Genomic DNA, 13,205 nt, shown 5'->3' with positions numbered 1-13,205 from the left:
GCTTATTTTTATTTTACAGTGGTAAGGCTGTACTACGTTTTACACAGGTCATGGTCACGTTAGAATGAACCTCTTGGACGTACTCTAAGCTAAGTAGGTTATCGCGTACAAAGTGTTCATAACCTTCTATGCCTTGAGAAATAATACGTAACATAAAGTCCATAGTACCCGCCATAGTGTAACATTCAGTCACTTCATCATAGCTAAGTATCAGTTTTTCAAACTCGGCTAGATTCTTTTTACCATGGTTTGATAAACGTACATGGGCGTAAACCAACATATCAAAGCCCAGCTTTTTTTCATCAAGCAATGCGACTTTACTTTTGATGTAGCCATCTTGTTCTAATTTGGCAATACGACGCCAACAAGGAGACTGAGATAGGCCTACTTTATCTGCAATTTCAGCGGTTGATAAACTTGCATCTTGTTGTAAAAGTGCCAATATTTGGCGATCTACGTGATTTAGAGACATTTTATTTCTTATTTATCTAATAAATTGGTTAAATTATACAGCCTTTTTAAAAAGCAGTCTGCATATTTTTAACAATTAAACACATCAACCAAATTGACCACTTACAAACGGATTGGTTGCCTTCTCATTGGCGACATCGGTATCTTCACCATGGCCACTTAAAATTGCGGTACTCAGTGGCAACGTCATTATATGGGCCTGTATTGAGCTAATAAGCTGCTTACTGTCTCCTTTTGGAAAATCAGTACGCCCGACTGAGCCTTTAAATATAACATCACCCACAATAACGGTGCTTTGCGTATCTTGATAAAATACAACGTGTCCTGGGGTGTGCCCTGGGCAATGCAGTACTTTAAATACAAGCTGACCAACTTGTATGGTGTCACCATGTGCTAGCCATTCATCTGGGTAAAAAGCACTGATAGGTTTAAATCCAAACATTGTAGCTTGCATTGGTAAGTTATCAAACCAAAAGCGCTCATCCTTATGTGGGCCAATAATCTTTATATTGTATTGCTCACGTAAGCTATGAGCACCACCCACATGGTCTAAGTGTCCATGGGTCAACCAGATGGCTGACAAGCTCAAGTTATGCTGTGTTAGTGTTGTATTAATTTTGTCAACATCACCACCGGGATCTACCACCACAGCTTGCTGGGTTTGTTCGCATACTATAATTCTGCAATTTTGCATAAACTGCGTAACGGGAATTGTGATTATTTTCATCTTATATTTCTTTATTTTTTTGCGCTGGAATAACTATATCTTGTTCATATGACATTAAAATTGGGTATTTTAAATAAGCTTGATCGTAAAACGGGCTATGTTCATAGAGCCAATTTAAGCGCGCCTCAGAATTTGTAGCAAATGCTTTATCTTGCTTCAGTTTTTTATTAAATGCTTTTGCTAATTTAGGATCATCACTGAGCATTTTCTCAGCAAATGGGAGCAATGCGTAATTTTCCATATACTCTGTTCGCTGAAAAATTGTATTAAATTCACCCCATGCAAAAAAAGAGTCAGGAGCTTCTGGATGCAATAAATGTACGGCTAACTCGCCTGCTTTTTGTTGGGTACTGACCTCAAACCAACCATCTAAATCAACATTCGTGGCCGGTTCATAGTTAAAACGTGCCGACACTCTAAATCGTCCTTCAAATGGTGCTTTATCAAAGCTATATTGCGCCACTTTTGCCATTTTCAACGGCTGAGTATTGGCGCCACTGAGTTTATTAATTGATACCCCATGTAAAGCAAGCTTTTCGATAATATCGGTATACACTGGCGGGATAAAAAACGATTTAGGGACTTCAACCGTGTGCTGTACTTCTTTTTGCCAAAAAATAGGCAGCTTGTCATAATCTTGCTTTTTACCTAAATAACTTACTTCTTGCTGATTTGATAAAGCATTCATATTCTTAGAATAAGCAATGCCTTTAAATTTGATATGATCAGCTTGCTCAGCGTAGCTACGTTTAACAATTAATTGCTTAGGCACAAATTGCTGTTCTTTTTTTACCGCATTGGCGAGTTTATCTTTATGGTTTGCTAACGCTTCAATAGCACCATCTATAAATACATAAGTCCCTAGCACGCGTTGCTTATAGGGTTTTAAAGAATGGTTTTCGACTAAAATAGTTGGCAATGACCTTAAATCACCCCAGCCATTAGAAAAACGAGGCGTCGCCACCCAACCTGCTAAACCTGATTTAAATTCTTGTTTATCCATAACAAACACTAAAGGGCCAGGGATATGTCCTTGCTCAGTTAAGGTTTGATCAATAACAGGTTTAAAGTAACGGTTGAGTGCATCCGAAATAGCGGGCGACTCGCTAGCAAATACTGGGTTATAGCCGTAGGTGACATCATATTGGTAATCGGCCCCATCAGTCACATGCACGTCTATATATAAATTTGGATTATAATCATTAATGACTGTAAGTACGCTTTTAACCTCGGGGGTATCTAATTTAGTGAAATCACGATTTAAATTAAGGTTATTGGCGTTTGTTCTAAAACCCATTTTTACTGGGCCGCGCTGATTGATTCGATTAAATGCACTACTGCGTTCATGCCCATCAACATTAAGAATGGGAATAAATAGAATGTTTACCTTTTTTAATATATCGCGACGTTTACCTGTGGCAATATCTCTAAGCAACATAAACATTGCATCTTTACCATCAATCTCACCGGCGTGAATACCAGCCTGAATAAGAACAGTTGGTTTAGTGCTGTTAGCCATTTGCCCAGCATCAAAAAAGCCTTGTTCGCTGGCAATCAACATTTTTATTGCACGTTTACTATTGCTGTAGCCAATCGTTTTTGATTTAAATTGAGTGGGATTAGCTGCTACTAACCTATCAACAAATGCCATGGTATCAGCATAATTTGGAGACGAGACTCCTGCAGAAATTTCAAAGTCTGTGGTTAAAGGTCCTTGTTGCTGCAATAGCGACGTGCTCGCACCTTCCCATGGTAATAATGGCGGTAAATGACTGTTATTCGCCATACTTGCAGATAAAACCAATAAACTTATAAACATATACTTCTCTAGCAAACGCATTAATTAATAAAAATTATAGCAATTAAAGCTTTTTAGATGCCAAAACTGCGGTAGTTCAACAAAAAAATGCAGCCAATTGCAGTTTCCTTTGATTATTTGCTCAAGCCCTAGTCAAGTGCTGATAAAAACGTAATAAATATCAATTTGAAGAGCAATAAAGTACCAGCCTAAAATTGTGGGGTGGATAATTTAAGTTGAATAAATATGTGAAATTAAAAGGTATTACACAGCTAAAAAAGTAAATAGCAGGCACAAAAAAAGGAGCCATAGGCTCCTTTTCAATACTTATACAAAAACTTAAGCTGCCGCTAGGCCTTCTTTTGCTTTTGCTACAAGCGCTGCGAATGCAACTTGGTCGTAAACAGCGATATCTGCAAGGATCTTACGATCGATTTCTACAGACGTCTTTTTAAGACCATTGATAAAACGGCTGTAAGACAGACCATTTTGACGTGAAGCAGCATTGATACGTGCAATCCATAATTGACGGAAAGTACGTTTCTTAGCACGGCGGTCACGGTAAGCGTATTGACCCGCTTTAGTAACAGCCTGGAAAGCTACGCGGTAAACACGTGAACGTGCTCCGTAGTAACCTTTCGCTTGTTTTAAAACTTTTTTGTGACGTGCACGTGCGACAACGCCGCGTTTAACTCTTGCCATTTCTAAAAACCCCTATTAAGCGAATGGTAACATACGTGAAACTAGACCATGGTCATTTTTATGAACCATCATCTTAGGACGTAGGTGTAACTTACGCTTAGAAGTTTTCTTAGTCAGAATGTGACGAAGATGCGCTTGTTTACGCTTGAAACCGCCAGAAGCAGTCTTTTTGAAACGCTTAGCTGCGCCTCTGTGACTTTTTAGCTTGTAAGCCATTGCAATAACTCCAATTGTATTGCTTTAAAATTAGTAAGAAGGCGTGAGATATATTGCTATAGCTCCACTTTAAAGGCCTAACTTACTGCTATGTTCCGGTGAAAACCCGATATAAATACCGCAATTTTACTTTAAAACCGGTTAACTCAGGTGGACATTTTCATATCACTTGCAAACCTGAGCTAAATTCGGTGCGTATTATCGCCTAATTATTACTTTTTAGCAACCGGCGCCATCATCATAACCATTTGACGGCCTTCAACACGATTTGGGAAAGATTCAACAACTGCTAATTCTTCTAAATCGGTTTTAATACGGTTTAATAATTCGATACCAATTTCTTGGTGAGCCATTTCACGACCACGGAAGCGGATAGTTATCTTAGCTTTATCGCCAGCTTCTAAGAACTTACGTAAGTTGCGTAGCTTAACCTGATAATCACCTTCATCCGTACCTGGACGGAATTTGATTTCTTTAATCTGGATCTGCTTTTGCTTCTTCTTCTGCTCTTTTAGTTCTTTGCTTTTTTCAAAGATGAACTTACCGTAATCCATAACCTTACAAACAGGCGGCTCAGCATTTGGACTGATCTCTACAAGATCAACACCCGCTGCATCAGCCATAGCTTGCGCGTCTTTTAATGACTGAATTCCAGCTTGTTCGCCGTCGATGTCGATTAAACGAACTTCTTGCGCTGTAATTTCTTCGTTAATACGATTTTTTTGAGCTGTTTGTTGCCCTTTCTTGCCGCCTCTAATAGTACGTTCCTCCAAGAATATCAATAATATAAGCGTGTAGCTGGCTATTTTTGCTTGCCCTACACGCTCGATTTTTACTGTCGATTTTTGATTTCTTCACTGATTTTAGCTACAAAATCATCGACATTAAATTTGCCTAGGTCTTCACCTGTGCGAGTTCGTACTGCTACTTCTTGTTGCTCAACTTCTTTGTCGCCAACAACCAATAAGTAAGGAATACGCTTAAGTGTATGCTCACGGATTTTAAAGCCAATCTTCTCATTTCTCAAGTCAGCAGCGGCTCTAATTCCAAGTTTATTTAATTTTTGTACAATTTCCTGAACATACGGTGCTTGTTTATCGGTGATATTCATAATCACCACTTGCTTAGGCGCAAGCCACGTTGGGAATAAACCAGCATACTCTTCTGTTAAAATACCGATAAAGCGTTCAATAGACCCTAATATAGCACGGTGTATCATAACAGGTGTACGACGTTCGTTATTTTCAGCGACATATGTTGCGCCTAAACGACCAGGTAATGCAAAGTCTAGTTGCACTGTACCACACTGCCACGCTCTGTCTAAGCAATCGTACAAAGTAAATTCAATTTTAGGGCCATAAAACGCCCCTTCACCTGGTAGGTAATCAAATTCAATGTCATTTGCTTTAAGTGCATCAGCAAGTGCAAGCTCAGCTTTGTCCCACATTTCATCTTCGCCAATACGTTGCTCTGGACGAGTTGAAAGTTTAACTACAATTTTTTCAAAGCCGAATGTTTCATACGTATCGTAAACCATTTTAATACAGGCCGATACTTCATCCATGATTTGCTCTTCAGTACAGAATACATGCGCATCATCTTGGGTAAAGCCACGCACACGCATTAAACCGTGAAGTGCGCCTGATGGCTCGTTACGGTGACAACAACCAAACTCAGCCATACGCAGTGGTAAATCACGGTATGATTTTAAACCTTGGTTAAATATTTGTACGTGACCTGGACAGTTCATTGGCTTGATTGCGTATTCACGCTTTTCAGATTCCGTGGTAAACATGGCTTCTGAATATTTTTCCCAGTGACCTGATTTTTCCCATAACGAACGATCCATCATCATTGGACCTTTTACTTCTTCGTATTGGTACTCACGTAATTTTTCACGTACAAATTCTTCTAATTCACGGTAAATGCTCCAACCATCGTTGTGCCAAAATACCATGCCTGGCGCTTCTTCTTGCCAGTGCCATAAATCAAGTGCTTTACCAATACGACGGTGATCACGTTTTTCAGCTTCTTCTAAACGCTTTAAGTACGCTTTAAGTTGTTTTTTATCGCCCCACGCTGTGCCGTAAATACGCTGCAGCATTTTATTTTCAGAATCACCACGCCAGTATGCACCTGCTACCTTCATAATTTTGAAGTTTTGACAGAATTTCATGTTAGGAACGTGTGGTCCACGACACATATCTACATATTCTTCGTGGTGGTATAAACCTGGGCGATCATCTTGAGCAATATTTTCGTCAAGAATTTCTATTTTGTATGTTTCGCCACGCGCCGCAAACGTATCGCGTGCTTCTTGCCAGCTAACGGTTTTTTTCACTACATCGTAGTTTGTTTTTGCAAGCTGTAACATACGCTTTTCAATCGCATCAAGATCATCTTGAGATAACGAATGTTCCATATCAATATCATAGTAAAAACCGTTATCGATAGTAGGACCAATCGCCATTTTAGCGTCTGGGAAAAGTTGCTTAACTGCATGACCAATTAGGTGGGCACAAGAATGGCGAATAATTTCTAAACCATCGTCATCTTTTGCTGTAATAATTTCAAGACGAGAGTCGGCTGAAATTAAATCACATGCATCCACACGTTCGCCATTAACACGGCCGGCGATGGTTGCTTTAGCAAGACCAGGGCCAATATCGTTTGCAACATCAAGCGTGCTTACAGGGTTTTCAAAACTACGCTGACTACCGTCAGGGAGAGTAATAACTGGCATTATAAATCCTTACATACAGTGGTGACACCTACAATGTATCACGTGTATTTTTTAATTAATTAAATGAGAATGACTCGACAACGCTTTTACGAATAAGCATTGACTATTTTTCGCCGCCAAAGGCTAATGTAGATGTTGAGTCTGCTCAACTACAAAAAAGATATTGTCGCGTGCTGCAGCGTTAATTACAAGTTTTAAGCTACTAAAAACCACGCATTTTTAACATAAATGTGCAATTAATAACTTTTCTTCAGTCACGCCGCATCAAATTAGCGTAAAGGACTATATTAAAGCAGCACACAAAGTGCTTAAACTCGCATTTTAATGCGTGTTGCGTATAATAACCGGTAATTAAGTTATAGTAGAGATTAACAATGAGAACATGTGGTGTAGAAATTACCGGTAGCGATGTACTACTTTGTATTTTAAGTAAAGATAACGACGTTTTTGATATTCGTGACGTGCGCCAAACACGCTTTACATTAGGTAACGGTAACGACACTGAAATAATGCGTAAATTTCAATTTGATTTTGCAAAGCTGATGCAAGATTACCAAATTGATTCTGTTGCCATTCGCGAACGCCAGCCTAAAGGTAAATTTGCAGGTAGCGCTAAAGGGTTCAAAATGGAAACGGCGATTCAATTAATCGACAACCTCGATGTTCGCGTGTTTTCAACTACTGAAATAAAAGAGCAAGTAAAACGCAACCCTATCCCTATCGCGTTCGAAGACACTGGCCTTAAAAAATATCAAGAAAATGCATTCGTTAATGCTTACGTTTATATCATGAAAAAAACCTACCGCAGCGACGAAATGTAATACCAATTGCATCCTTGTAAAAACGCGTAATAGCTCAATATTACGCGTTTTTTTATGTCTAAATTTTCAAATAAAAGTGTAAGACATTAGTCTAACCCCCTTCCCTTTGTCGACAATTCATGATTATTTAATCAACAAGCCTTGGATAGATAAAAACATGGAGAATGTCATGAAAGCGACACAAACAGTGCATAAAGAAGTAGAACAAATAAACACTATACCGCTATCAAATAGTTATTTTAAGGGGATTCAAAGCACACCGCTAATAGAGCAAACAATTGGAGAGTACCTCGACTCAATTGTCGACAATAACCCAGAGGCATTGGCAGTTGTTGTTGCTCACCAAAATATTCGCTTAAACTATAAGGAATTTCAGCAACAGATTGATCAACTTGCTATGGGGTTGTTGGCATTAGGGGTAAAAGTCGGTGACAGAGTCGGTATTTGGTCACCCAATAACATACAGTGGTGCTTAACACAATTTGCAACAGCTAAAATCGGCGCAATCATGGTGTGTATTAACCCAGCTTACCGCCCCAGTGAACTGCAATATGCACTTAATAGTGTTGAATGTTCCACGCTTATTACTGCTACTTCATTTAAGGGCAGTCACTACGTTAATATGCTACAAAGTTTAGCCCCAGAGCTAAATAGTTGCCAAAAAGGGAAATTAAAAGCCGCTAAGCTCCCTTCATTAAAAAATGTAATTTGTATAAGTGATGAGCCAGTAAATGGTATGTTTTCGTTTAATGAAGTACTCGCCATGCCGACAGACGCTCACCAGTTAGAACTTCAAGCAGTGGCAAAAACTCTAAATTGTAATCAAGACATTAATATTCAATTTACTTCAGGTACCACAGGGAATCCTAAAGGGGCTACACTAACGCATAAAAACATTCTTAATAATGCACTGCTTGTTGCCCAAGCAATGCATTTTACTGAACATGATAAGCTGTGTATCCCTGTACCGCTTTATCATTGCTTTGGCATGGTTTTAGGCAGCTTATTGTGCGTAAGTAAAGGCGCTGCAGCTATTTATCCAAGTGATTCTTTCGATCCAAAAACCACATTAGAGGTGGTACAACAAGAAAAATGCACCGCGCTTCATGGCGTGCCTACCATGTTTATAAGCGAATTAGAGCTTAATAACTTCAGTGATTATGACTTAAGTACATTACGAACCGGCGTTATGGCAGGCTCAACCTGTCCTGAACAAGTTATGCGTAAAGTACAAACACTAATGAATATGAACCAAGTCGTTATAGCCTATGGACAAACAGAGTGTAGCCCAATCAACAATATCACTGAAACCGACTCATCAATTGAGCGTCAAGTCACCACAGTAGGACGAGCGCTTGCGCACACTGAAGTAAAAATTATTGATGAACTGGGTGAAGTTCAAAAAATAGGCCAACCCGGTGAAGTCTGTAGCCGTGGTGCCGGCATTATGCGCTGCTATTGGAATGATGAAGAGAAAACCAAAGCCACTATCGATAATAAAGGTTGGTTACATTCAGGCGATTTAGGAGTAATGGACAGTGAAGGCTTTGTCAGTATTGTTGGCAGAATTAAAGACATGATTATTCGCGGCGGAGAAAATATATATCCCCGTGAGATTGAGGAAGTTTTATACACCTACCCAGGGATACAAGATGCGGCAATTTTTGGTATTACCGATGAAAAGTTTGGCGAAGAAGTCTGTGCCTGGATCCAGCCTAAAGAAGGTGAAGTGCTTGATGAGCAAGCAATTCGATTATTTTTAAAGGACAAACTCGCCTACTTTAAACAGCCTAAATACATTCGTTTTGTAGAACATTACCCGATGACAGTAACCGGCAAATTGCAAAAATTTAAAATGCGCGAACAAATGCAAGAAGAGCTCGCCGAATCTGCATTTTCGTAATAATTAACGGCTACTTTATTACAATGCAACGATTAAACGTTGCATTGTATTTTAAATATAAATTATCAACCTAAGGCTCAGCAACATTAGGGGATGCGTATTTCGAATTTTAAACTCTCTATTTTCTTTCGCACCTAGTGATATGGAGCAGAATAAACAACAAAGTCCAGTGTAATAAACATTCTAGCTTTCTTAAATGTGTAAAATTTAAATGTTGAGCTTCTTTTTATTTGAGGCGCTTCTAATTTTATTTGCAATAGGCCTTTCAAAGAATACGTACGATAGATGCGCAAAAAAAACACTCAGGCTTAGTGATAGCAACAGTTTAAGTTCAATATTTAAATTAAACTTATTCACCATTCCAATAATAGGCATATGCAATAAATAAAATGAGTAAGACACTTTACCTAAAAAGTCACCAACCTTATTTGCTAAAAAAATATTGTTGTCTGGGATTAAAAAAACAACACAAAAGAATACTGTACTCATAACAAATAGAACTTCATAACTAAGCCACATTCTTTTCTTGTCACCCTCGTTAATAGGTGAAAACTCAGGATACAATAAAGGTATTAAACACAAAGCTAATATAAACCAGTTGCTCTTCATATAACTCGGCACTTTAAATAATTTGTAATGCAAACCAAATATAACGCCAATAAAAAAGTACGGTAACGTTCTTAAAGTACTAAATATGTTGTAATGGACACTTTTAATTTCACCAAATACTCTTGGGAAGTCAGCCAAGTACCAAAACATCATAAAAGTCACAATTAGTAAATATATATACCCTTTTCTATCGCCTGCTAAAAACCAAAAAACGAGTAAGATTATATAAAATTGTATTTCTGGTGGAATTGTCCAAAGTACGCTTTCACCATGCATGAACAAAAGGTGACCTATTAGCGAATTAAGATCAGTTATGTTGTATAAAATGTCATAATTATTTTGAGTTAATAAGTAAGAGCTAAAAACAATTACAAGGTACAGAGGTAAAACTCGTCCGGCTCTAGCTAGTACGTATCGTCTAATGTTCAGTCTGCTAAATTTGGTATCTAAATAGAGAAATGACATTAAAAAACCACTAAGAAGGAAAAATAACATTACGCCATAGGCTCCTGAACCGCCGCCTAGGGAACCATTTAACCAATGAGTAATATCTGAAAAGTGAGTAACAAATACAATAAGGGCAGCTAAAGCTCTTAGAGAATTTAATTTTCTAATTTCCATGAAGTTGATTTAATCCTTAGCTTATTATTTTTTAAAATTGTTTAAATTTAATTATCGGCTATGTGAACTTAGGCTTATACGATATTACTGAATCTTTTTACGTTTGAGCCACGCTTTAACGGGTAATATCCATTCTTTTCTCGGTGTGAAAAAAGCGCCATGTTCTTTACCCGTTGAAATAGATATTTCTGTGTAAGAACTAACCGTATTAATGCTTCTATTAACGACATCGTCACATGAACCAACAGAGTCAGAGGTTTCGTACACTGAAAATAAATGACCATAAATAGCTATTTCTGTTTTTTTAGCTAATCCACTGGTACAAGCCGCTAAAATCACAACGTTAATATCGATGTTTTTTAAATGGCTCGATGTAATTGCCGTAATAAACCCGCCGCGAGAAAAGCCAACTAGCGATATATTGCTCGCAGGTATGCCATTTTTTAGTAACTTAGTTACTTGTTTAGATAGCTGTTGAGCGTAGTTAAAAGGGTGAGTCTTAGCTGGCCGATGAGTAGCAATTAAATGATAGCTTGAGTCGGCAAGTTCCTGTTTAATCGCTGGAAAGTTATATTGCCCCCAACGCTCATGAATAGGTGTGGGATCTTTACCCTCTACAATGAATCCGTGAGAATAAAAAACATAATGCTCTGATGGATTTACTTTGTCTGGGAAGCTCTCATATACTTTGCCACCATAGCTAAATGAACTAAAAAGAAAAGTAAAAATAATAAAAAGCAGCTTTTGATACATATTACACCTTTATAACTCTATAAACATTTGAAATAAAAGCCATTATTTTATGATTTAGTAACGAGGACTAAACTAGGATCAACTCTTTGGTTGTCTTTAATTACTTCAAAGTGCAGGTGAACCCCTGTCGTTTTACCTGTATCACCAATGATACCAATAACCTGCCCTGCTTTAACCCAAGAGCCGACTTTAGCGTCACTTGATTCTAGGTGCGCATATAACGTTTGATAGCCACTTTTATGTTGAATTAATACAGTATTTCCATAGTTCGAATGCAAGGTTTTGTTACCTGAAATAACTATTACTCCATCTGCAGCAGACAGCACAGGGCTTCCTCTTTGGGCAACATAGTCTATACCTTGATGCGGTTTATATCCTCTGACTTTGCTTATGCTACGAAATGTTGAGCTGATCGTATGGCTATTTAGTGGATGTTGCCAAGTGAGCTTCCCTGTCATTGCGGGGTCTTTTAAAAATGTATGCAGACTAAAAATAACCAGTATCATTAAGAAGAACTTAAAAGTTAAAGCAAGTTTGCTTTTACTCGATGGCGAAGCAATATTTGAAAGCCTCGCTTTGTAATCATCAGCACAAAGCACAGCAGAACTAAATTGAGCGACTGGATTGTTGTTACTAAATTGAATGCTCTTTTTTAATGATTGCAGCAGTGCCTTAGCATAATCATGTTTGTTGAGATTAAAGCGACATATTGTATGTCTATCACACCTATGCTCCATAGCGCGAATAAACTGCCATTCCATCTTTTTAACAAATGGGTTTATCCATAAAACGATGCTTAAGATCCTCCATAAAAGAATCGTAATATGATCTTTGTTTGTAATATGGGTTAGCTCGTGTTGAATCAAAATGCCTTGCTGATCTTTATTTAGGAATGAAAAATAATGAGGTAGCACAACATAGGCTGTTGTTATACCAATGACAAAAGGACTGTGGTTTTGCGAGGAAATGACAATCTTCACCTTACTAGTCGACAGCTCATTTATTGACTCAGAAGATCTCGTTAAGCTTTTGAGTTTCTGCCACACAAGCAATAATTTAACGAGTTTTAAGCAGGTAAAACCAAAGTAACCAACAATTAGCGCTGTTGAGATTAAATCAATTTTCTGCAAACTTACATGGGTTATACTGGCTTGCTTTACTATTTGTGCGCTTTGCAAACTAGAGCTTATATAATCGAAATCAGGGATAGGTATATTAATAGTGCCAAGAGATAAAGGAATAAAAGGTAAAAAGCTGGCTATAAGCGCAGACCACCAAATACCTGGCGAGGTATTGTCGTGCTTGGTTATATAAGATGAGCAAACATAAACAAGCCCAGAAAATATAAGCCAAGGAAAAATACTATTTACTATGAATTGAATAATGAAAGAGTCCACTACTTTTGTTTTTCATCCTTTGAAAGTTGATTTAACAATTCCTCTAATTCATCGACTTCAGCTTTATTTATTAAACGGCTATCAGCGAACATAGTGACAGGGAGTGGTTCATCTAACTCTAAGACATTGGTTGCGAATTCCTGCATATAAGATGCTAGCGTCGGTATTTTCTCAACTAATGCTTTAAAGGTTTTTTTGTTGCCAGAGGAGCCCACCTCTAAAATTCCTTTATTGCCCATTCTTTCTAAGGTTTTACGTGTAGATGAGTATGACCAGCCATACTTTGATTCTAAGTGTTCATGAATCTCTTTGGCTGTACGTGGCTGTTTTTTCCAAAGTAATTTCAGTATTTCTAACTCTGTTGAATTGGGTTTCATATAAAGACTCAAGAGGTGTGACTTGTGTCGCACTTTAACATCCTGTATGTTAAAACGCAACACCGTG

General features: G+C 38.0%; 13 protein-coding genes. 2 read left to right on the top strand and 11 right to left on the bottom strand.

Annotation, left to right across the window (positions count from 1 at the left end):
* Positions 1 to 13: 13 nt before the first annotated feature.
* From FLM54_RS07255 to thrS, 7 genes are all read right to left on the bottom strand, one after another.
* Complete coding sequence (locus FLM54_RS07255; protein ID WP_008110469.1) at positions 14 to 472, bottom strand: Lrp/AsnC family transcriptional regulator; 459 nt, start codon at positions 470 to 472, stop codon at positions 14 to 16.
* An 84-nt stretch (positions 473 to 556) separates the two neighbouring features.
* The gene (locus FLM54_RS07250; RefSeq protein WP_178956020.1) at positions 557 to 1,198 is read right to left on the bottom strand and encodes an MBL fold metallo-hydrolase; all 642 of its coding nucleotides are present in this window, start codon (positions 1,196 to 1,198) and stop codon (positions 557 to 559) included.
* Between the two features lies 1 nt (position 1,199).
* Positions 1,200 to 3,017: a M14 family metallopeptidase gene (locus FLM54_RS07245; protein ID WP_138608528.1), complete on the bottom strand. Its 1,818-nt coding sequence runs from the start codon at positions 3,015 to 3,017 to the stop codon at positions 1,200 to 1,202.
* 318 nt (positions 3,018 to 3,335) lie between these two features.
* Positions 3,336 to 3,698, bottom strand: coding sequence for a 50S ribosomal protein L20 (rplT, locus tag FLM54_RS07240; protein ID WP_008110477.1), 363 nt, complete (start codon positions 3,696 to 3,698; stop codon positions 3,336 to 3,338).
* Positions 3,699 to 3,713: 15 nt separating this feature from the next.
* Entirely contained in the window at positions 3,714 to 3,914 is a 201-nt protein-coding gene (gene rpmI / locus FLM54_RS07235) for a 50S ribosomal protein L35 (RefSeq protein WP_004587840.1), read from the bottom strand.
* A gap of 212 nt (positions 3,915 to 4,126) precedes the next feature.
* The gene (gene infC, locus FLM54_RS07230; RefSeq protein ID WP_008466946.1) at positions 4,127 to 4,687 is read right to left on the bottom strand and encodes a translation initiation factor IF-3; all 561 of its coding nucleotides are present in this window, start codon (positions 4,685 to 4,687) and stop codon (positions 4,127 to 4,129) included.
* Between the two features lie 59 nt (positions 4,688 to 4,746).
* The gene (gene thrS, locus FLM54_RS07225; RefSeq protein WP_008466944.1) at positions 4,747 to 6,657 is read right to left on the bottom strand and encodes a threonine--tRNA ligase; all 1,911 of its coding nucleotides are present in this window, start codon (positions 6,655 to 6,657) and stop codon (positions 4,747 to 4,749) included.
* A gap of 374 nt (positions 6,658 to 7,031) precedes the next feature.
* On the opposite strand from thrS, the gene FLM54_RS07220 reads away from it, so the two are divergent.
* Together FLM54_RS07220 and FLM54_RS07215 are read left to right on the top strand one after the other, a co-directional pair.
* Positions 7,032 to 7,478, top strand: coding sequence for a DUF3010 family protein (locus tag FLM54_RS07220; RefSeq protein ID WP_010389888.1), 447 nt, complete (start codon positions 7,032 to 7,034; stop codon positions 7,476 to 7,478).
* A 169-nt stretch (positions 7,479 to 7,647) separates the two neighbouring features.
* Positions 7,648 to 9,381 carry an AMP-binding protein gene (locus tag FLM54_RS07215; protein WP_178956019.1) on the top strand — a complete coding sequence of 578 codons (1,734 nt, stop codon included), beginning with the start codon at positions 7,648 to 7,650 and terminating at the stop codon, positions 9,379 to 9,381.
* Between the two features lie 207 nt (positions 9,382 to 9,588).
* Here FLM54_RS07215 and FLM54_RS07210 read toward each other — a convergent pair whose 3' ends face one another.
* From FLM54_RS07210 to FLM54_RS07195, 4 genes are all read right to left on the bottom strand, one after another.
* The gene (locus FLM54_RS07210; protein ID WP_178956018.1) at positions 9,589 to 10,611 is read right to left on the bottom strand and encodes an acyltransferase family protein; all 1,023 of its coding nucleotides are present in this window, start codon (positions 10,609 to 10,611) and stop codon (positions 9,589 to 9,591) included.
* Positions 10,612 to 10,695: 84 nt separating this feature from the next.
* Positions 10,696 to 11,364, bottom strand: a complete 669-nt coding sequence (locus FLM54_RS07205; protein WP_178956017.1) for an alpha/beta hydrolase — start codon at positions 11,362 to 11,364, stop codon at positions 10,696 to 10,698.
* Between the two features lie 47 nt (positions 11,365 to 11,411).
* Positions 11,412 to 12,761, bottom strand: a complete 1,350-nt coding sequence (locus FLM54_RS07200) for a M23/M56 family metallopeptidase (protein ID WP_178956016.1) — start codon at positions 12,759 to 12,761, stop codon at positions 11,412 to 11,414.
* Complete coding sequence (locus FLM54_RS07195) at positions 12,761 to 13,138, bottom strand: BlaI/MecI/CopY family transcriptional regulator (protein ID WP_178956015.1); 378 nt, start codon at positions 13,136 to 13,138, stop codon at positions 12,761 to 12,763. Before FLM54_RS07195 ends, FLM54_RS07200 begins: the two co-directional genes overlap by 1 nt.
* Positions 13,139 to 13,205: the final 67 nt, after the last annotated feature.

This window comes from Pseudoalteromonas sp. Scap25, from assembly GCF_013394125.1.
GTDB lineage: Bacteria > Pseudomonadota > Gammaproteobacteria > Enterobacterales > Alteromonadaceae > Pseudoalteromonas.
The sequence above is the reverse complement of the archived record's forward strand: the minus strand, read 5'-3'. Positions and strand labels throughout refer to the sequence as shown.

Coding starts and splice junctions, on each gene's coding strand:
- rpmI (WP_004587840.1), bottom strand. CDS start 3,914: ATGGCTTACAAGCTAAAAAGTCACAGAGGCGCAGCTAAGCGTTTCAAA.
- thrS (WP_008466944.1), bottom strand. CDS start 6,657: ATGCCAGTTATTACTCTCCCTGACGGTAGTCAGCGTAGTTTTGAAAAC.
- FLM54_RS07195 (WP_178956015.1), bottom strand. CDS start 13,138: ATGAAACCCAATTCAACAGAGTTAGAAATACTGAAATTACTTTGGAAA.
- FLM54_RS07215 (WP_178956019.1), top strand. CDS start 7,648: ATGAAAGCGACACAAACAGTGCATAAAGAAGTAGAACAAATAAACACT.
- FLM54_RS07245 (WP_138608528.1), bottom strand. CDS start 3,017: ATGTTTATAAGTTTATTGGTTTTATCTGCAAGTATGGCGAATAACAGT.
- FLM54_RS07255 (WP_008110469.1), bottom strand. CDS start 472: ATGTCTCTAAATCACGTAGATCGCCAAATATTGGCACTTTTACAACAA.
- FLM54_RS07250 (WP_178956020.1), bottom strand. CDS start 1,198: ATGAAAATAATCACAATTCCCGTTACGCAGTTTATGCAAAATTGCAGA.
- FLM54_RS07210 (WP_178956018.1), bottom strand. CDS start 10,611: ATGGAAATTAGAAAATTAAATTCTCTAAGAGCTTTAGCTGCCCTTATT.
- FLM54_RS07205 (WP_178956017.1), bottom strand. CDS start 11,364: ATGTATCAAAAGCTGCTTTTTATTATTTTTACTTTTCTTTTTAGTTCA.
- rplT (WP_008110477.1), bottom strand. CDS start 3,698: ATGGCAAGAGTTAAACGCGGCGTTGTCGCACGTGCACGTCACAAAAAA.
- FLM54_RS07220 (WP_010389888.1), top strand. CDS start 7,032: ATGAGAACATGTGGTGTAGAAATTACCGGTAGCGATGTACTACTTTGT.